General features: G+C 34.6%; 22 protein-coding genes and 1 tRNA gene. 15 read left to right on the top strand and 8 right to left on the bottom strand.

The genetic code is table 11. From position 1 onward, the window contains the following. Positions 1-139: 139 nt before the first annotated feature. The 8 genes from trmB (at position 140) to ED556_RS00870 (ending at position 5,179) form a co-directional block, all read left to right on the top strand. The gene (trmB, locus tag ED556_RS00905) at positions 140-820 is read left to right on the top strand and encodes a tRNA (guanosine(46)-N7)-methyltransferase TrmB (protein WP_296318653.1); all 681 of its coding nucleotides are present in this window, start codon (positions 140-142) and stop codon (positions 818-820) included. After that, positions 817-1,455, top strand: coding sequence for a LysE family transporter (locus ED556_RS00900; RefSeq protein WP_296318652.1), 639 nt, complete (start codon positions 817-819; stop codon positions 1,453-1,455). The genes trmB and ED556_RS00900 overlap by 4 nt, the downstream gene beginning before the upstream one ends. Continuing rightward, positions 1,456-1,785, top strand: coding sequence for an MGMT family protein (locus ED556_RS00895; protein WP_296318651.1), 330 nt, complete (start codon positions 1,456-1,458; stop codon positions 1,783-1,785). It begins immediately after the preceding gene. A 109-nt stretch (positions 1,786-1,894) separates the two neighbouring features. Next, positions 1,895-3,034, top strand: coding sequence for an Mrp/NBP35 family ATP-binding protein (locus ED556_RS00890; protein WP_296318650.1), 1,140 nt, complete (start codon positions 1,895-1,897; stop codon positions 3,032-3,034). Positions 3,035-3,085: 51 nt separating this feature from the next. Next, positions 3,086-3,325 (top strand): NifU family protein, encoded by a 240-nt coding sequence (locus ED556_RS00885; RefSeq protein ID WP_296318649.1) that lies wholly within the window; start codon positions 3,086-3,088, stop codon positions 3,323-3,325. 37 nt (positions 3,326-3,362) lie between these two features. After that, a complete protein-coding gene (locus ED556_RS00880; protein WP_296318648.1) occupies positions 3,363-4,418 on the top strand; it encodes an NAD(P)/FAD-dependent oxidoreductase in 1,056 nt (351 codons plus the stop codon). A 50-nt stretch (positions 4,419-4,468) separates the two neighbouring features. Next, on the top strand, positions 4,469-4,804 hold the full coding sequence (locus tag ED556_RS00875; protein WP_296318647.1) for a 2Fe-2S iron-sulfur cluster-binding protein: 336 nt from the start codon (positions 4,469-4,471) through the stop codon (positions 4,802-4,804). 12 nt (positions 4,805-4,816) lie between these two features. Continuing rightward, positions 4,817-5,179 carry a hypothetical protein gene (locus ED556_RS00870; protein ID WP_296318646.1) on the top strand — a complete coding sequence of 121 codons (363 nt, stop codon included), beginning with the start codon at positions 4,817-4,819 and terminating at the stop codon, positions 5,177-5,179. Positions 5,180-5,188: 9 nt separating this feature from the next. Here the strand turns inward: ED556_RS00870 and ED556_RS00865 are convergent, their stop codons facing one another. The 5 genes from ED556_RS00865 to ED556_RS00845 all read right to left on the bottom strand — a co-directional run bounded on the left by ED556_RS00865 (position 5,189) and on the right by ED556_RS00845 (position 9,330). Beyond that, positions 5,189-6,088, bottom strand: a complete 900-nt coding sequence (locus tag ED556_RS00865) for a metallophosphoesterase family protein (protein WP_296318645.1) — start codon at positions 6,086-6,088, stop codon at positions 5,189-5,191. A gap of 93 nt (positions 6,089-6,181) precedes the next feature. Next, positions 6,182-7,360 (bottom strand): acyl-CoA dehydrogenase family protein, encoded by a 1,179-nt coding sequence (locus tag ED556_RS00860; RefSeq protein ID WP_296318644.1) that lies wholly within the window; start codon positions 7,358-7,360, stop codon positions 6,182-6,184. A 106-nt stretch (positions 7,361-7,466) separates the two neighbouring features. Next, the gene (locus tag ED556_RS00855) at positions 7,467-8,192 is read right to left on the bottom strand and encodes a methyltransferase (protein WP_296318643.1); all 726 of its coding nucleotides are present in this window, start codon (positions 8,190-8,192) and stop codon (positions 7,467-7,469) included. A gap of 48 nt (positions 8,193-8,240) precedes the next feature. Beyond that, positions 8,241-8,768, bottom strand: coding sequence for a ribosome maturation factor RimM (gene rimM, locus ED556_RS00850; protein WP_296318642.1), 528 nt, complete (start codon positions 8,766-8,768; stop codon positions 8,241-8,243). 61 nt (positions 8,769-8,829) lie between these two features. After that, a complete protein-coding gene (locus ED556_RS00845; protein ID WP_296318641.1) occupies positions 8,830-9,330 on the bottom strand; it encodes a 30S ribosomal protein S16 in 501 nt (166 codons plus the stop codon). A 168-nt stretch (positions 9,331-9,498) separates the two neighbouring features. Here ED556_RS00845 and ED556_RS00840 point away from each other — a divergent pair, with 168 nt between their 5' ends. Both ED556_RS00840 and dnaE read left to right on the top strand, forming a co-directional pair. After that, positions 9,499-10,569: a DUF6252 family protein gene (locus ED556_RS00840; RefSeq protein ID WP_296318640.1), complete on the top strand. Its 1,071-nt coding sequence runs from the start codon at positions 9,499-9,501 to the stop codon at positions 10,567-10,569. Positions 10,570-10,705: 136 nt separating this feature from the next. Beyond that, complete coding sequence (dnaE, locus tag ED556_RS00835) at positions 10,706-15,091, top strand: DNA polymerase III subunit alpha (RefSeq protein ID WP_296318639.1); 4,386 nt, start codon at positions 10,706-10,708, stop codon at positions 15,089-15,091. Between the two features lie 2 nt (positions 15,092-15,093). On the opposite strand, the gene ED556_RS00830 is transcribed toward dnaE, so the two are convergent. Further along, entirely contained in the window at positions 15,094-15,423 is a 330-nt protein-coding gene (locus tag ED556_RS00830) for a metalloregulator ArsR/SmtB family transcription factor (RefSeq protein WP_296318638.1), read from the bottom strand. After that, complete coding sequence (locus tag ED556_RS00825) at positions 15,413-15,838, bottom strand: SRPBCC domain-containing protein (RefSeq protein WP_296318637.1); 426 nt, start codon at positions 15,836-15,838, stop codon at positions 15,413-15,415. Before ED556_RS00825 ends, ED556_RS00830 begins: the two co-directional genes overlap by 11 nt. Positions 15,839-16,113: 275 nt before the next feature. Between ED556_RS00825 and trxA the strand changes: the two genes are divergently transcribed. From trxA to ED556_RS00800, 5 genes are all read left to right on the top strand, one after another. Next, a complete protein-coding gene (trxA, locus tag ED556_RS00820; RefSeq protein ID WP_366663738.1) occupies positions 16,114-16,452 on the top strand; it encodes a thioredoxin in 339 nt (112 codons plus the stop codon). 67 nt (positions 16,453-16,519) lie between these two features. Continuing rightward, positions 16,520-17,449, top strand: coding sequence for a DUF58 domain-containing protein (locus tag ED556_RS00815; protein ID WP_296318635.1), 930 nt, complete (start codon positions 16,520-16,522; stop codon positions 17,447-17,449). A gap of 70 nt (positions 17,450-17,519) precedes the next feature. Next, positions 17,520-17,593: transfer RNA gene (locus ED556_RS00810), tRNA-Asp, on the top strand. A 396-nt stretch (positions 17,594-17,989) separates the two neighbouring features. Continuing rightward, a complete protein-coding gene (locus ED556_RS00805) occupies positions 17,990-18,823 on the top strand; it encodes a universal stress protein (protein WP_296318634.1) in 834 nt (277 codons plus the stop codon). Positions 18,824-18,851: 28 nt separating this feature from the next. Next, entirely contained in the window at positions 18,852-19,577 is a 726-nt protein-coding gene (locus ED556_RS00800; protein ID WP_296318633.1) for a VIT1/CCC1 transporter family protein, read from the top strand. Here ED556_RS00800 and ED556_RS00795 read toward each other — a convergent pair whose 3' ends face one another. Further along, positions 19,578-20,219 (bottom strand): hypothetical protein, encoded by a 642-nt coding sequence (locus tag ED556_RS00795; protein WP_296318632.1) that lies wholly within the window; start codon positions 20,217-20,219, stop codon positions 19,578-19,580. Between the last annotated feature and the right edge of the window lie 6 nt (positions 20,220-20,225).

The raw sequence follows: 20,225 nt of genomic DNA, 5'->3' as shown, positions 1-20,225 counted from the left end.
AAGATAAACCTAAAATGTTTCCTTAATTTTGCTTATTGAATAAATGATGTTAGCAGATATCTATAACCTATCGAATAGAGTCGCAATTTCTAGCTAGTAAGAATAATAATTTAAAATCTCGATTATCGAGTAAATAATTGTGGGAAGTAAAAATAAATTAAAACGTTTCAAAGAAAACGAAACCTTCGAAAATGTATTTCAGCCTAAAAGAGATGAACTAATTGAAGGTAAATTTGAGTTGAAGGGCAATTGGAATGAGAAGGTTTTTAAAAATCACAATAAAATAGTCTTAGAATTAGGCTGTGGTAAGGGCGAATATACTGTAGGCCTTGCAAAAAAGTATCCCAATAAAAATTTCATTGGCATAGATATAAAAGGCGCACGTTTTTGGAGAGGTGCAAAAACGGCTTTAGAAGATAACATGTCTAATGCCAAGTTTTTAAGAGCTCAAATCGAACTTATTGAATATATTTTTGCTGAAAATGAAGTAGATGAAATATGGATAACTTTTCCTGATCCGCAAATAAAATATAAGCGTACAAAACACAGAATGACAAATCTAGCTTTTTTAGAACGTTATAAAAAAGTACTAAAACCAGATGGTCTCATGCACTTAAAAACAGATAGCGAGTTTATGCATGGCTATACACTTGGATTACTTCATGGAGCGGGTCACGAAGTGCTTTATGCAAATCATAATGTCTATAAGCTCGAAGGAAGTCCTGAAGAAGTTACGAGAATTCAAACATTTTATGAGAATCAATATTTAGAAGAAGACAAACCAATTACGTATATTAGATTCAAAATCAATCAATCTTGAGCATAACCATAATATTCTTTTTAGGATTATTTGTGGCATTAATTGGTGTAATTCCTCCTGGATTACTTAATATGACTGCAGCAAAAATCAGCCTTAAAGAAGGTGCTGGTAGAGGTATTATGTTTTCAACTGGCGTTTGTCTTGTTGTATTTATTCAAACTTATATTGCATCTATTTTCTCAAAGTACCTTAGCAATAGACCAGATGTTGTTGAAATATTACAACGTGTAGCCTTCGTAATTTTTGTGCTTATCACAGTTTATTTTTTAGTTTTAGCATCAAAGCAAAAACATGAAGAACAAGCCGTAGATGAGGTAGATGTTAGGAGTAAGAAGAGTCGTTTTTTTCATGGGATGTTTTTGTCAGCATTAAATGTTTTTCCTATTCCATATCAAGCATACATGACCATAACTTTAGCATCTTTTGGAATTATGGATTTCGAAAGGTTAAGCATAATAACTTATGTTACGGGAGCTGCTATGGGTACCTTTGTAATGTTGTATGTATATATATTCTTTTTCGATAAAATAAAAAACAAAGCCTTTACGTCTCAAAAAAACATGAATTACATTATAGGTAGTGTTACTGGCTTAGTTTCGTTAGTTACATTTATCAATATTCTAAGAGAACTTTAGATGAAACCAGAAACCGAAAGCTTCTTTGAGCGTGTTTATGAGGTTGCAAGACGCATTCCTTATGGAAGAGTTACAAGCTATGGAGCTATTGCAAAATACCTCGGAGCTGCAAGAAGTGCCAGAATTGTTGGTTATGCAATGAATGGTTCTACAGGAAAAGATGTACCAGCTCACCGCGTTGTAAATAGAAAAGGACTTCTTACAGGTAAACACCATTTTGAAGGGACTAACCTTATGCAACAATTACTTGAAAACGAAGGAATAGTGGTAATTGATAATCAAATTCAAAATTTAGAATCTATATTTTGGAATCCTTCGAAAGAACTTTAATAAAAGCTATTCATAAGCTTTATTAAGGTATATTTCATTTCAATTTTATTAACTAAAAAATAAAAGGTTTTGCAGTATCTTTGCATTTAGAATTAATCTAGATAATTGCGTGAAACTGAATAAACAAGACATATTAAAAGCCTTAAAATCCATTACGGTACCAGGAGAAGCTGAAAACATGATAGACAGTGGTGCTGTAACCAATGTTGTTACTTTTGCTGACGAAGTTATTGTAGATATTACTATTAAAAATCCGAGTCTTCAAGCAAGAAAGAAAACGGAAGTAGAAATTCTGCAGACTATCCATAAAGAAGTCTATGAAAAGGCAAAAATAAAAGTCAATATTAAAGTTGATGCACCTCAGAAGCCAACTGTAAACGAAATTAAAGGAAAACCCATTCCAGGGATTTCTAATATAGTAGCTGTTGCATCAGGAAAAGGAGGTGTAGGTAAATCTACTGTAACAGCAAATTTAGCTGTAACCTTAGCTAAAATGGGGTTCAAGGTAGGTGTTTTGGATGCTGATATCTATGGGCCATCAATCCCAATTATGTTCGATGTCGCCGATGAGAGACCATTGTCAATTAATGTTGAGGGAAAATCTAAAATGAAGCCTATAGAAAACTATGGTGTAAAAGTGCTTTCAATTGGCTTTTTTACTAAGCCTGATCAGGCAGTAATTTGGCGTGGGCCAATGGCAAGTAAAGCATTAAATCAAATGATTTTTGATGCCGCTTGGGGCGAATTAGACTTTTTATTGTTGGATTTACCACCAGGTACTGGAGATATCCATTTAAGTATCATGCAAGCATTACCAATAACTGGCGCAGTTGTTGTGAGTACACCACAGAATGTTGCTCTTGCGGATGCTAAGAAAGGTGTTGCAATGTTTCAACAAGAAAGCATTAATGTTCCTGTTTTAGGTATTATAGAGAATATGGCGTATTTCACACCAGCTGAACTTCCAGAAAATAAATATTATATCTTTGGAAAACAAGGCGCTAAATATCTCGCAGAAGATTTAGAAGTACCTTTCTTGGGAGAAGTGCCTTTAGTACAAAGTATAAGAGAAGCAGGAGATATTGGGAGACCAGCTGCTTTACAAACAGCTACTCCAATTGAAGAAGCGTTTGAAGAGATTACAAAGAATGTTGCTGAGCAGGTTGTTTTTAGAAACGAAAATTTACCAGAAACAGAAGCAATAAAGATTACAACAATGGCAGGATGTTCTGCCGTAAAAAAGAAATAAATAAGCACAGAAGAAAGCGTCAGCTTCGTGAACACAATAAAAAAGATTATTATGTCAAGTGAACAAATTAAACTTAATGTTGAAAAGGCCTTAGATGAAATACGTCCTTTCTTACAGAGTGATGGAGGTGATATTTCTTTGCTTTCTATCGAAGATGATAAATTGGTAAAAGTACAACTTCAAGGTGCTTGTACCTCATGTAGCGTAAACCAGATGACCTTAAAATCTGGGGTTGAAATGACCATTAAAAAATACGCGCCTCAGATAGAACAAGTTATTAATGTTGATTAAGTTTAAAGCATTTATTGCATTTCTATAGTTCAATTTTATGATTGAAACAGATATAATTATAATAGGTGCTGGTCCAACTGGACTTTTTGCTGTATTCGAAGCTGGTTTATTAAAACTAAAATGTCACCTTATTGATGCCTTACCGCAACCTGGAGGACAATGTTCTGAGTTGTATCCTAAAAAACCTATATACGATATTCCTGGTTTTCCAGAAATTTTAGCGGACGACCTTACAAAGAATCTCCTTGAACAATGCAAGCAGTTCGAACCTGGATTTACCTTAGGAGAACGCGCGGATTTAGTAGAAAAACAAGACGACGGTAGTTTTGTCGTTACAACCAATAAAGGCACAAAACACAAAGCACCTGTTGTAGCAATAGCAAGTGGTCTCGGTAGTTTTGAACCTCGCAAACCATTAATCGAAAACTTATCTCAATATGAAGATAAAGGTGTCGAATATATGGTAAAAGAGCCAGAAATGTACAGAGATAAAACCGTAGTAATTGCTGGTGGTGGAGATTCTGCCTTAGATTGGAGTATTTTTCTTGCAGATATCGCATCAAGTGTTACACTAGTTCATAGAAGAAATGAGTTTAGAGGACATTTAGATTCTGTAGAAAAAGTTCAGCAACTAAAAAATCAAGGTAAAATTAACCTTATCACACCTGCAGAAATTACAGCTATTGAAGGTGAAGGTAAACTTGAGCGAATAGAAATTACCAAAAAAGGAGAAGAGCCTTATATGGTTGAAACAGACCATTTAATTCCGTTGTTTGGATTATCTCCTAAACTTGGGCCAATAGCAAATTGGGGCTTAGAGATCGAAAAAAATGCTATAAAAGTTAATAATGCATTAGATTACCAAACCAATGTTCCTGGAATTTTTGCCATTGGTGATGGTAATACATATCCGGGTAAGCTCAAACTAATTTTGTGCGGTTTTCATGAGGCTACTTTAATGTGTCAGGCTGCTTATAAAATTATTAACCCAGGTAAACGATATGTATTAAAGTATACCACAGTTGCTGGGGTAGATGGGTTTGATGGATCACGTAAGGAAGCGCCAAAAGCTGTTGTAAAAGCCATTCAATAATAAAAATATTTAGTACTTTCCCTTTAAATCATGAAGTTTCACAGGCTTATATGGAATCTTTAGACATTAACATAACCATCACAGACCGAGATGGAGTTACACATGAGGTTGAAGCGCCAACGGATATGGCGATGAATCTTATGGAGGTTATTCGCTCTTACGAGCTGGCACCAGAAGGTACCATTGGTGTTTGTGGTGGCATGGCAATGTGTGCTTCATGCCAATGCTATGTGTTGAGTAATACCGAATTACCAGAAATGCAAGATGATGAGGAAGCAATGCTATCCGAAGCATTTTATGTAAAAGATAATTCACGTTTAGGCTGCCAAATTCAAATTGTGCCAGAAATGGAAGGTTTAGTGGTAGAGATAGCACCAGAAAGTTAATATTTGATAATTATGAGTAGGTTTATTTTTTTAGTTTTTGCAGTTAGTTCATTTATCTTTTATGTGAGTACTGACAAGCTTATTGGCAAATGGAATGTGGAAAAAATCGTCACTGAAGATGAAACCATAACTGAAGGCATCAAATTTATTGAGCTTCTCGAAGATGGTAGTATGCGAGGTGGACAAATAGGAAAGGAAGCAACGAAGTTTGGTGAATGGGCTTATGACGAAGCCAGAAAAATCCTAACCTTTGATTCTAAAAAAGAAGGTGGAAGAGGTGGCGATGGAGATTACCTAGTATTAGAACTCACAGATGATTCGTTAGTAATCGAAAAAGACGAGGTCAAAGTCTACTTAACAAAAGAAAAGGAATAATTGGTAACCCTAAGAAGTTTTATAATCTATCAATTTTGTTGGGCCTTCAAGTAGCATTCTTACAATTTTAAGTGTGCCATCTTCTGCAGTAGCAATCTCCCATTTAATTAGAGAAATTTCCCCATTCTCAATTTCTAAACCAGTAATACTTCTTGGATGTACACAACTACCATCATTAAAAAACGCGATATCTCCAGGTTCTGGAAAGCGTGGTCTATGCGTATGACCAGCAATAGTAATTAAATTATCATTATCTATTATCCATTTTTTTGTTCGGCGTTCAACTTTTATGAGTTCTTTGTAATTTTTTGCCGGGCTTGTTGGGTCAGCAATACCCATAACATTTAATGGTTTCCAAAGCACTCTCACCATAAAACGACTCCATTTCCAAAACAAATAATTCCACCAATCTGCTTGATGCCCATGGCATAAAAATAATTTTTGTTTAGTGTCCGAATGTTCTAAAACTAAACCTTCATGGTATACAATATCACAAAATAAATCTTCTTCTTCTCCAGTTTTGGGGTCGAAAAAAGTGTTGAGATGTTTTTTTACATAACTATTATTTCGGTATACCATATCATGATTTCCCCATATCATATGTAGTCGGCCTTCATCATGAAATTGTTTCATGAGCATGTACACATTTTTGTGTGCATGTAATAAGGATTCAAAAGAAAGGTTTTCCCAAAGTTCATCACCATCTCCAAGTTCAATGTAATTAAAGCCTTCTTTGTAATAGTGATTTAAAGCGTGGAAGTAGATATTTCTGTTTTTTGCAAAATCATCAGCAAAGCTATTATCGCCACGATGACAATCACTAAACAAAATAAACTTTGAATTGTCATTAAATGTAACCTGAGATGCTTCTCTATAAGCTTTGTCTAATCTCTTTTTCGCTGAAAACATGAAGTAAAAGTAATTAAAAAATGCTTCCCGTAATTTGGAAAGCATTTAATAAATATATGGATTTGATTAGATGGCAATATGTGCCGTAGCTTCTTATTTAAAAGCATTTAAACCAGTAACATCTAACCCTGTTATTAGTAGGTGTATATCATGTGTACCTTCATAAGTAATTACACTTTCAAGGTTCATCATATGGCGCATAATAGGATACTCGCCGGTTATGCCCATTCCACCTAACATTTGTCGAGATTCTCTAGCAATTTTTATTGCCATTTCAACATTGTTGCGCTTAGCCATAGAAATTTGTGCAGAACTTGCACGTCCTTCATTCTTTAACTGTCCTAATCTGAAAGCTAATAATTGTGCCTTAGTGATCTCGGTAATCATTTCGGCCAATTTTTTTTGCTGTAACTGAAATGCTCCTATAGGTTTGCCAAATTGAATGCGTTCTTTTGAATATCGTAAAGCGGTATCATAACAATCCATCGCCGCTCCAATAGCACCCCAAGAGATGCCATATCTTGCAGAATCTAAGCAACCAAGAGGTGCGCCAAGACCAGATTTATTAGGTAATAGATTTTCTTTGGGTACCTTTACATCTTGAAAGATTAACTCGCCTGTAGCACTGGCTCTCAGAGACCATTTATTATGGGTTTCAGGAGTAGAAAAACCTTCCATGCCACGCTCTACAACTAGGCCGTGAATTCGTCCTTCTTCATTTTTTGCCCAAACGACGGCAACATCACAAAAAGGAGAATTACTAATCCAAAGTTTTGCACCATTTAGAAGATAATGGTCTCCCATATCCTTAAAGTTTGTTGTCATTCCACCAGGATTACTACCATGATCAGGTTCTGTAAGTCCAAAAGAACCCATCCATTCACCAGATGCTAATTTTGGTAAATATTTTTGGCGTTGTTCTTCAGTACCATATTTCCAAATAGGATACATTACTAAAGACGATTGTACAGAAGCAGTACTACGTACACCAGAATCACCTCGTTCTATCTCTTGCATTATAAGACCATAAGAAATTTGATCTAATCCAGCACCACCGTATTCCTCAGGAATATATGGGCCGAAAGCACCAATCTCAGCTAAACCATTAATAATTGACTTTGGAAACTCTGCTTTTTGTGCAGCTTCTTCTATTATTGGAGAAACGTCTCTTTTTACCCATTCACGGGCAGCATCGCGGACAAGTTTGTGTTCTTCGGATAATAAATCATCAAGATTATAGTAATCGGGAGCTTCGAATAAATCTGGTTTCATTATATATATTTTTTCAATTAGATGGTCTTTAGAAATTTTGATTTTTTGCCAAAAACCCATTATGGGTCAAAAGTAACGAAAACGTTTTCTTTACCCAATGCAAAACTTACATTTTCAAATAAAAATCTTTAGTGAGGCTTATATAATCTTCAGTGTAATTATGTCTCCCGTTTTCAATTATTAGTTCAGTTTTTATAGGATTTGATGTTGTATCTTTTTTTATGAAACCAAATTCTATTAAGCTTCGTTTTATTTGCGATTCAGAATTGCCCTTAACATGTAAAATGCGTATTGGAAATAGCTTTGCTTTTTGAGCTAGATTCAAGAACCTAATTTCTTCTTTAAAAGGAATAACAACAGAAAACAGTCCATGTTCTGACATTAGTTTTGAAACGGCATATACTAAATGCTCAAAAGGAAGTGCGTCTTCAAATCGCGCTAGGTTTCTTGATGCGTTTTTAGTTTTATAATTTTCGGAATAAAAAGGTGGGTTACAAATAATGATATCATATTTATCATCGACTTCTTCTACAAACTCTAATAATGAAGCATGATAGCAAAATAGACGATCATTCCAAGGCGAGTTTTCGAAGTTTTCAGAACACTGTTCAAATGCCTCCGCATCAATTTCTATAGCTTCAATTAATGGTGCTTCTGAGCGTTGTGCTAACATTAAGGATAATATACCCGTACCAGTACCTATGTCTAATATTGAATATGGATTATTATCTACAGAAGTCCATGCACCAAGTATAACACCATCGGTACCAATTTTCATAGCGCATCTATCCTGTAGTACTGAAAATTGCTTAAATTTAAATGGGTTGCTCATAACTGTCAATCCTGAGAAAGCGGGAATCTATTTGATATAATTGCATTATTAGTCAATATACAAATCTATCAATCCTTTAGGCGTGTTTACTTCAATAGTTTTATGAGCTCTATCCACTTTTATAATAAACTCATCATTCATAGGGATAAGTATCTCAGTCCCGTTTCTGTCAATTACAAATAGTGCCTGTGCAGTACTATCGTTAATAGATGTGATGATGCCTACTTCACCAAAGTTTTGATCTGTAATTGTAAAGCCAATAACTTCGTGAAAATAAAATTTGTTACCCTCTAAATTTGGCAATAAGTTTAGTGGTAAATACAAATCAGATTTAAGAAGTGCTTCAGCATCATTTTCAGAATCTACATCTTCAAATTTTATGCGTAATAAATCAGACTTATGAAGTTGAGAAGATTCTATAAAAAAGGGTACTAAATTTCCTCTTAAGTCTATAAAAATTGCATCAAGATTTGCGTACAATTCTGGTTCGTCGGTGTCTAACTTTGCCAAAAGTTCACCCTTGAAACTGTATTTTTTTACAATCTTACCTAAATAAAAACATGCGTCTTTTTTCATTGGAATAAAACAAAAAACCCAGACTATATGGTCTGGGTTTAAAAGTATAAAAATATAGTTTTTATTCTTCTTCGTTAGAAGCAGAAGTATCTTCAGCTACTTCTTCTTCAACTTCTGGCGCAGCTGCAGCAACACGAGCTTCGTTCACCGCTTTTTCTGCCTCTAAAGCTTTTGCTTTAGCATCAGCACTGGCTTTTGATAAGCCATCTGCTTTGGCTTGAATTTTAGCTGCTTTTTCTTCTAACCAAGCATTAAATTTTGCTTCTGCTTGTTCTTCAGTTAAAGCACCTTTTTTAACGCCACCAGCTAAATGCTTTTTTAATAAAGCACCTTTGTAAGATAAAATTGCTCTCGCAGTATCCGTAGGTTGTGCTCCGTTTTCTAACCATTTTACAGCACCATCAACGTTTAATTCAATAGTAGCTGGGTTAGTGTTGGGATTGTAAATTCCTAATTTGTCAAGGTATCTACCATCTCTTTTTGCGCGTGCATCCGCCGCAACAATCCAATAAAAAGGTTTTCCTTTTTTACCGTGTCTTTGTAATCTAATTTTTACAGGCATAATAATTAATTAGTTGAGGTTCTCGACCTCGGTTATTAATGAGGGCGCAAAGATAATATATTTTTTTAATTTTCAATGCCTTAACGAACATTAAACAATTTCAAAAAAAAAATATACTTTTGGCATTTAACAAACGTTATTAAATTTACGTTTCCCAAATTAATTGTAATGAATAAAAATATACTTGTCGTTTGTATTATAGCCCTACTTTTTGGATGCTCTGATACCATTGAATTCAATAATCCAGCTGTACAAGCTAACAACGAAGGTCAATCTTGGATAGCAACTGCGGAGACGGCAGCAATTAAAGATGGTGGTCTAGTAATTAGAGCAATTCGTGGCTCGGAAGTTTTACTTTTATTTACGACAAGAACTGATACAGGTGAGTATCAACTTGGCGGTAATAATCAGAACGAAGCAAGATTTAGAGACGCAAATGGAGTGGTATACTCAACGCTTAATGCCCCGGATCCATCGGTTCAAGTATTCCCTTCTGATGGTGTAATCGATATTGAAATTGTTGATGCTGCAAATAATTTAGCTACAGGTACATTTTGGTTTAATGCCTTTACTGAAGATGGTTTAAATAGTATCAACTTTAGCTCCGGTGTATTTTTTCAAGTGCCTATTCGTCAAAATATTCTTGAAGTAACAGGAGGAACAACTTGCGATACGGCTACTGCAGATGTTACTGATTTACTGGGTCAATTTATGTCGGTACCTAGTTTGCAATCTTGTGAAGCTTATCAAAACGCGCTCGCAATCCAATTGCTTGCTTGTGATGATAGTGATGGCATGATTCAAAGTCTAATTAACAATTTAGATTGTAATGATGATGATGGTGATGGACTACCAAATTCGTTTGAAGATGTAAACATGGATGGAAATCTTGATAATGACGATGCAGATATGGATGGTATTCCTAACTATTTAGATAATGACGATGACGGCGATGGTGTTCTTACAAACTTTGAAAATATGCGCGGTGATTCAGATGAAGATGGTATACCAGATTATTTGGATATGGATGATGATAATGATGGAATACTAAGTATTTTTGAAGGTGCTAACGCATCTCAAAATACAGATGGTGACCTTTTGTTTGACTTTGTTGATGCTGATGATGATGGAGATGGTATATTAACTATTAATGAAAACCCAGATCCAAACGGTGATGGCAATCCTGATGATGCTCAAGATACAGACATGGATGGTGTACCAGACTACTTACAGAACTAATATTTGACGACCTAATATCTAGCACGCCACTCAAATTGAGTGGCGTTTTTGTTTACAACTGTTTATAACTTTAGTTTATTAAAGTCCTCATATTTCTTACTTTTAAAATTCCGATTTTTTACAGCAAAAGATTTTTATGTACTTAATTTTTGATACCGAAACTACAGGTTTACCTAAGCGTTGGGATGCACCAATAACAGATGTTGATAATTGGCCAAGAGCAATTCAAATTGCATGGCAATTACATGATGCTATGGGACATTGTATTGAGCATCAAGATTATTTAATACAACCCAAAGGCTTCAATATTCCTTATGATGCAGAAAAGGTGCACGGTATATCGACTGAACTTGCTCAAGAGCAAGGTGTGCCACTAAATGAAGTTTTAGAGAAATTTAATGCCGTATTATCCAAAGCTAAATTTATTGTTGGGCAAAATGTAAAGTTCGATTTAAATATTATGGGTGCTGAGTTTGTTCGAGGAGACATTGCTAACCCATTACAAGAATTGCCAGTTTTGGATACGTGTACCGAGCATACAGCTGTTTTGTGTCAAATTCCTGGAGGTCGTGGAGGAAAGTTTAAATTACCAACACTTACAGAGCTACATCAGTTTTTATTCAATCAACCTTTTGCAGAAGCTCATAACGCAACTGCAGATGTTGAAGCTACTACGAGATGTTTTTTAGAATTAGTAAGGCGAAGAGAATATACCAAAGAGCAGCTTGATGTGCAACCTGATTATTTCGAACAGTTTTCAGAAGCAAATCCTAAGACTATTGCGCTTATAGGATTAAAACACATCAATCTAAAACGTGAAAGCGCTAAGATTAATGAACGACTTCAGAAAGAACAAATAGAAGCAGTTCCTACTGAAACTAATAAAGAAGCAGTATCAAAATTAGCTGAGGTAGATTTTGTGCATTTACATAATCATTCTCAGTTTTCAATCCTTCAATCAACAATAAGTGTTAAAGATTTGGTAGCGGCGGCGGCTAAAGAAAATATGCCTGCGGTAGCATTAACCGATCATGGTAACATGATGGGTGCTTTTCATTTTGTACAAGCAGTTTCAAATCATAATAGAACTATAAAAGCCCAGAATGCCCAAGCAGAAGAAGCGAATGAAGAGAAACAAGGCAAGTTGATTAAACCTATAGTAGGATGTGAGTTTTTTGTTTGTGAAAACCATACCGACAAAACCAGAAAAGATAACGGTTACCAAATTGTATTACTTGCCAAAAACAAAAAAGGCTATCACAACTTAGCAAAATTGTCTTCACTAGCGTTTACTGATGGGTTTTATTATGTACCTCGAATTGACAAGGCATTAATTCAACAGTATAAAGACAATCTGATTTGTCTTACAGGAAACCTTTATGGTGAAGTGCCCAGTAAGGTTTTAAATATTGGTGAAAATCAGGCTGAAGAAGCTTTACTATGGTGGAAAGAAAGTTTTGGCGACGATTTGTATATCGAATTGATGCGTCATAACCAAGAAGATGAAAACCGCGTAAACCAAGTATTAATTCAGTTTGCAAAAAAACATAATATAAAACTTGTTGCAACAAACAACACGTATTATGTTGAGCAAGAAAACGCCAACGCACATGATATTTTGTTATGTGTAAAAGATGGCGAAAAACAAGCTACGCCAATTGGTCGTGGTCGTGGTTATCGTTATGGTTTACCAAATCAAGAATATTATTTTAAGTCTTCAGAAGAAATGAAGGGTTTATTTAGAGATGTTCCTGAAGCAATTGTAAACATTCAAGATGTTGTTGATAAGATTGAGCCTTTTGAGCTTGCTCGCGATGTTCTTTTACCTGCATTTGATATACCAAATGCGTTTAAAGATGAAATGGATAAAGAGGATGGTGGTAAACGAGGAGAAAATGCTTACCTAAAACATCTTACATTCGAAGGCGCAAAAAAGCGTTATGGAGACATTACTCCAGAAATAAAAGAGCGTCTCGATTTTGAGCTGAGTGTTATTGAAAACACTGGTTATCCGGGTTACTTCTTGATTGTTGAAGATTTTATTCGTGAAGCACGAAACATGGATGTTTCGGTTGGTCCAGGTCGTGGATCTGCTGCTGGTTCTGTAGTTGCTTATTGCTTATGGATTACTAATATTGACCCCATTAAGTACGATTTACTTTTTGAGCGTTTTCTTAATCCAGATCGTGTGAGTATGCCTGATATTGATATCGATTTTGATGATGAAGGTCGTGGGCGTGTCATGCAATATGTAATTGATAAATACGGAGCCAATCAAGTGGCACAGATAATCACCTATGGTACAATGGCCGCTAAGTCTTCGATTAGGGATACAGCGCGTGTTTTGGACTTACCATTAAATGAAGCAGATCATATTGCAAAGTTGATTCCTAATATGTCCAAGCTTGGAAAAATATTTGGGAAAAGTGAAAAAGAGTTAGCCCAAAAATTTAGACAGGAAGAATTAGAAAAAGTAAATCAGTTGCTTAATATTTCTGATGGAGAAGATTTACAAGCCGAAACTGTAAATCAAGCTCGAGTATTAGAGGGCTCTGTAAGAAATACTGGTATTCATGCCTGTGGTGTGATTATTACACCAGGAGATATTACAAATTATGTGCCTATAGCAACAGCTAAGGATTCTGATTTATATGTGACGCAGTTTGATAACTCTGTCGTTGAAAGCGCAGGGTTGTTGAAGATGGATTTCTTGGGTTTAAAGACACTTACCTTAATAAAAGATACCGTTAAGATTGTAAAGGCAAAGCATGGTATTGCGTTAGATCCAGAAAATTTTCCACTAGATGATGAAGAAACATATGCATTGTTTCAGCGCGGAGAAACCGTTGGGATTTTTCAGTACGAATCACCTGGAATGCAAAAACACATGAAGCATCTAAAACCTACCGTTTTTGATGATCTTATTGCTATGAATGCGCTTTACCGTCCAGGGCCTATGGAATACATTCCGAGCTTTATTAATCGTAAGCACGGTAAAGAAGATATTGTTTACGATTTACCAGAAATGGAAGAATACCTTAAGGAAACCTATGGTATTACGGTTTATCAGGAGCAAGTGATGTTATTGTCTCAGAAGCTTGCAGATTTTACCAAAGGTGAAGCCGATGTGCTTAGAAAAGCAATGGGTAAAAAGCAGAAAGCGGTTCTTGACAAAATGAAGCCTAAGTTTATAGAGCAAGCTGCAGCTAAAGGTATGGATAAAGAAAAGCTTGAGAAGATTTGGAAAGATTGGGAAGCTTTTGCGAGTTATGCTTTTAATAAATCACATTCAACATGTTATGCTTGGATTGCCTACCAAACGGCCTATTTAAAAGCCCATTATCCTGCAGAATATATGGCAGCTGTACTGTCTAATAACATGAATGATATTAAATCGGTGACATTCTTTATGGAAGAGTGTATGCGAATGCGCTTACCGGTTTTAGGTCCAGATGTAAATGAGAGTTATTACAAGTTTTCAGTAAATAAAGATAACGCCGTGCGTTTTGGAATGGGAGCTATTAAAGGCGTTGGTCATGGTGCTGTAAAAACCATAGTCGAAAATCGAAAAAAGGATGGAAACTACACGTCTATTTTCGATTTAGCCAAACGTATAGATTTAAGAGCAGCTAATAAAAAATCGTTTGAAGGCCTTGCTAATGCTGGTGGATTTGACTGTTTTGCTAATACTCATCGTGCACAATATTTTGCGCATGAAGGTGATAATATTACGTTTTTAGAGAAAGCAATTCGTTATGGTGCTAGGCATCAAGAAAACGAAAATTCAGCGCAGGTAAGTTTGTTTGGAGATTCGAGCGAAGTACAAATTGCAGAACCTCAAGTGCCACCATGTGAAGATTGGGGTACTATGGAAAAGCTTTCACGCGAAAAGGAAGTTGTGGGGATTTATATTTCTGGCCATCCATTGGATGATTTTAAAATTGAAATGAAAACCTTTTGCAATGGCACCATTTCGGTTTTCAATGATTTAGAAGCTATCATTAATAGAGAAGTAACTTTTGGAGGTGTTGTAACAGATGTGCAACATCGCGTTAGTAAACAAGGTAAAGGTTGGGCTGCATTTACTATAGAAGATTACACCGATAGTTTTGAGTTTAGAATCTTTGGAGAGGACTACTTAAAATTTAGACATTTCTTGGTGCAGAATTCTTTTGTTTATGTGAGAGCATATATAAAAGAAGGTTGGACTAATCGTGAAACAGGTAAAAAAGGAGAGCCTAGAATTCAGTTTAATAATTTCCAATTACTGCATGACGTGATGGATGCTTATGCTAAGAAACTATCCGTTCAATTGCAGATTGAAGATATTGAGAAAGATAAAATTGAAGATCTTGAAGATTTATTTAAGTTGCATAAAGGCAACCATGCCTTAAATTTTGTGGTTTATGATAATAGCGAAAAACTTAAGCTACAAATGCTTAGCAGAAAACAAAAGGTCAAAATATCACAAGAGCTACTGCATGAGTTACAAGAATTGGATGTAATGTATAAATTGAATTAGCACTAAGCTTTTTTAGTAGTGTTTAAATAATCGTCTAATTTATCTAAAGAATCATCCCAGTATTGTGAGTAAAATGCCATCCACTTATTTACTTCTTTAAGTGGTTTTGGATCGGCAAAACAAAAACGATTACGACCGTCTTCGGTAATTTTTACCAAACCGGCATCATTAAGTATTTTAATATGTTTAGTTACGCCTTGGCGACTCATATCAAATTGTGTTGAAATTTGAGTAATTGAAAGTGCAGAAGTTGTAAGGACTAAGGCGTGAAAAATTTCACGCCGTGTAGGGTCTGCAATAGCCTTAAATAGCATGTTTATGTTACTCTGCATTGACCATCTCTTTTAAGTAGCTCGATAAGCCATTAATGCAATTATCCCAACCACCATTAAAACTATTGAACATTTCTATAGCGGTTTCTCCAGCATAATTTTCAATTCCCGAGTGTTCGAGGTATAGTTTTGTAGATGCCCCTAAATTTTCAAGTTTCCAGGTTACAGTAGTTGTTGCCGGTGTATCCTTAACAATCCATGTGTATACTAATTTGTATGGATTAGCTTCTAGAACTTCACCAATAATAGGAGAGCAGTTTTCGCCAGTAGACTTAAAGGTGTACTTATAACCAGCTTCAGCTTTAAAATCAGCTTGTAGAAACCATGTTGAAATTTCTTCAGCTTTTGTAATGGCATTCCATATCTGATCTATGGGATGATTAAAAACTTTTTCTTTTGTGATTGTTTTAGTCATGATATTCGTTTTTTGATTAATACGCAACTTTATGGTTGCTAATTTACGTAAATAATTTTAATACGCAACTTTTTAGTTGCATTAATTGTATTGACCCGCGCAAGGGATTGAACTATTTGTTTGAGCTCCTCGAAGAGAGCGAGTAGTGATAGCCCGGTTTGTGCACCAACAAAAAGGATATATATTTAGCCAATGGCTACATAGTCAAATCGAATACTATGGCTGTAAGGTTTGGTGCTTTTTTTGACTAATATTGCATAATTAACAGAAGTAAAATTCGATTAAATAAATATATCATGGCATTAGAAATAACAGATGCAAATTTTGAAGAAACAGTATTAAAAAGCGATAAACCAGTAATGGTTGATTTCTGGGCAGCTTGGTGTGGACCATGTCGTATGGTAGGACCAATCATCGATGAAATCAGTAATGAATACGACGGTAAAGCTGTTGTAGGTAAAGTAGACGTTGATGCAAACCAGGAGTTTGCTGCTAAATACGGTGTAAGAAATATACCTACAGTATTAGTTTTCCAAAATGGTGAAGTTGTAGGTCGTCAAGTAGGTGTTGCTCCAAAAAACACTTATGCTGAGGCTTTAGATTCGCTTTTATAAGATACATTCTAAAAGAAAAGATAAAAGGTTTGTCAAAATGGCAAACCTTTTTTAGTTTCGGTAATTCATGGATTTACAGTTAGAATTAAATAAAGCAGGTGGATTTAAAAACCTAGACCTATTGGCAAAACAAGTGGTCGAAGGTTTTATTGCCGGAATGCATAAAAGTCCTTTCCATGGATTTTCGGCAGAATTTGCTGAGCATAAAATTTATAATCAAGGAGAAAGTACTAAACATATTGATTGGAAATTATATGCCAAAACGGACCGTTTGTACACCAAGCGTTACGATGAAGAAACTAATTTAAGATGTCATCTTATCCTAGATAATAGTGCATCAATGCATTACCCAGAGTTGGCAAAGATGACCATTGGTGACCTCAATAAAATTGCGTTTTCTGCATTGGCTTGCGCCAGTTTAATGCATATTCTTAAAAAGCAGCGCGATGCTGTTGGGTTAAGTATTTATAGTGATACTTATGATTTTTATGCTCCTGAAAAAGGTAGTGAGCGTCATCATCATATGCTTCTTAGTAAGTTGAGTGAATCCGTATTATCTAAGAAAGAAAGTGATACTACCGAAACATATAAGTATCTGCACCAAATAGCGGAGAAAATACATCGCAGGTCGCTTATTTTTGTGTTTACTGATATGTTTCAGACTTCTGAAAATGATGAGAAACTTTTTGAAGCTTTAAGGCACTTAAAGCATAATAAACACGAAGTTGTCTTGTTTCATGTGTTTGATAAATCTAAGGAGTTAACCTTTGGTTTTGATAATCGTCCAAAGCGCTTTATAGATGTTGAAACAGGTGATTTTATCGATTTATATGCGGATAATATCAAAGAGAATTACAACAAAGCTGTAAAGCAATATTTTGAGGATATACGACTAAAATGTGGGCAATATAGAATTAAGTATGTAGAAGCAGATATCAATGCTGGATTTAATTCTATATTGACCACTTACATGATAGAACGTCAAAAATTCACCTAACAAATATTTTTTGGTTATTTGTTTGCCAAATTAAAAATGCAATGTATATTTGCCCTCGCAATAATGCAACGGTCTGGTAGTTCAGTTGGTTAGAATATCTGCCTGTCACGCAGGGGGTCGCGGGTTCGAGTCCCGTCCAGACCGCAAAAAATTGCTAAAGGCCTCTCAGAAATGAGAGGTTTTTTTGTTTTAATGCTTATTAAAGAAAGAATCTTATATAAAAGTTATCTAGGCTATTTTTTGATTATGTTCTTCAGTTTAAATCTATTCTTGGATGAAAATATTATTATAATGAAACAGAGAAATACTATAGTTCTGTTAATCTCTAATGGCATGATTTAGAACACGCTTCAAATAAAGTGTTGTGCAAGTATAACTTAAATTGTGTCTTAGTGTTTATGTAGAGATAATTCAGATACTAAATGTTAATTTAACTCATAGCACTTATCATTTAGAAGCTTCAAATCTATCAATTGTTACGGGTTATTTTTTATGATTTATATCATATTTAATAAGCTGATTCTTAGATATTTTTAGTATGTGAAAACTATACTTTTACTTACCGATTTTTCTGAGAATTCGATTAATGCTATTCGATATTCACTGCAACTATTTGAAGACGATTTATGTAATTTTTTCGTAATGCATGTACATAGTTCATCAAATTATATTTCTGATGATTTGATGCATACTAGTAATAAAAGCATACATCATGCTCTGATAGACAAGTATAAACATAGAATAGTAAAACTTATCGTAAAACTCAAAAATGAATTTAAAAACGACAAGTTTAATTACCAAATATTAGTTGACTATGATTCATTAACAGATGCTGTAAACCAAGTTATTCAATCTAAAAATATTGATTTAGTTGTTATGGGAACAAATGGGGTTACCGGAGCTAAAGAAGTTATTTTTGGCAGCAATACAATTAATGTAATACGCAAGGTTGACTACCCAACATTGGTTGTTCCAGAAGGATTCTCTTATACAAGACCAGAAGAAGTACTCTTACCATTGGACTCTGCAGACTCAATTAGTGAAAGCGCATTTATAGATATTCTAAAATTTATTCAACAGTTTGGCAAAAAAATACACTTACTTAGGGTGAAGCACACTAATGAAACCTCCAAAGAAGCTAAAAAATATAAAGACCACATTAGTTATTTCTTAAAAGATATAGATTACGAGTATCACTCTATAAAACATGTGCCTATTCATCATGCAGTTAGTTGTTATACTCAGACTCACAACATTAATTTCACAGCATTAATAGTTGAAAAAGAAAGTCTATTCGAACGCTTTTTCGCTAATTCTAAAACATCAAAAATTAGTAATAGACTAAAAACACCTTTACTAGTTTTTCATTCATAATATTAAATCATGAATTTAACAATTGCTCATGACAAAAACTTATCTCAATTCATCAAAAAGCTGGCTAAATAAATATCAAAAGTATTTGGGAGAGTTTGTTTACGGAGGCATTGATGGCGCAGTGACCACATTCGCAGTCGTTTCTGGTGCTGTCGGAGCTGGATTAAATAATAAAGTAATTATTATACTGGGATTTGCAAATTTATTGGCAGATGGTTTTGCCATGTCTATCGGTGCATATCTTTCTATAAAATCAACGAAAGACAATTACAACAAACATAGAGCAATAGCACGTTTTGGAATAGAAAACAACCCAGAGAGAAAAAAAGAAAAAGTTAAACAGATTTATCAGAACAAAGGGTTTGAAGGAGAGCTTTTGCAAAAAGTTGTGAATACGATTACTGAAGACAGAGATAGTTGGGTTGATGTAATAATGAAAGATGGCTTAATGCTGGCAAAAGAAACCAAATCTTCTTTAATGACAGGCTTCGTTACCTATATTTCATTTATCCTTATAGGGCTTATTCCGTTAGTTATTTATGTGTGGGATTATATTGTAGCTTTTCCAGGGAATTTGTTTTTATGGACAGGTATTCTTACTTCAATTGGGTTTATTTTCATTGGTCTTTTAAAGACTTATGTTACTCAGACAAGCAAGATAAAAGGGATTTTAGAAACATTATTATTAGGAATACTTGCGGCTGGTGTATCGTATTACGTTGGTGATTTACTTGAAAAAATTATTACCATATAATTACATACCCTTTTTAGAAATTAATGCTTCCTTTTCTAATGATTTTAATACTTTTTTGACGTAATTAACAATAGTTCTTTGAGTATTTTTAGGGTCAATAATGTGATAATTACCAGACCAAACAAGTGTCTTACCTGATTCTGCACAAAGACTATACAAAGAACTCTCAATTTCAAAAATTTGAAATTTTCTTTGTTGATAGTTTTGACGCGTATTTATATTAGGATAGGATAGATATAGCACCAAAAGTTTTGGTAATCTGTAGTTAAGTTTTGGCGGGATTCCGTTGTAAAATGTATTATTATTTATGTCTTTTACTAATGAAACTAAGACCGTATCATATCCTGCTTTTGTAAGTGTATTTAATTGGCTTTCTATCTCTTGTTGGGTATAGGTAGAGTCATTAAATGACTTCTCAAATACTACATTGCTTTTCAGAGCATTTATTTGCCGTTTGTTTAGTTCATTTTTTAACGCTCGTTCAAAAGTATTTCGGACTTCAGCGTTAGAAGTTACACCAATAACCAATATTTTTTTAGGCTTAAAACCAGTGAATTCTGGATTTTTCCAGCTGCTTGTAAGTTTTGTTGAAGAACAACTCGAAAGTAAAAACAAGGTTAATATAATCGTAGCCGTTCTCATCTTGTA

The sequence above is a fragment of the Winogradskyella sp. genome (assembly GCF_003712105.1).
Taxonomy (GTDB): domain Bacteria; phylum Bacteroidota; class Bacteroidia; order Flavobacteriales; family Flavobacteriaceae; genus Winogradskyella.
The sequence above is the reverse complement of the archived record's forward strand: the minus strand, read 5'-3'. Positions and strand labels throughout refer to the sequence as shown.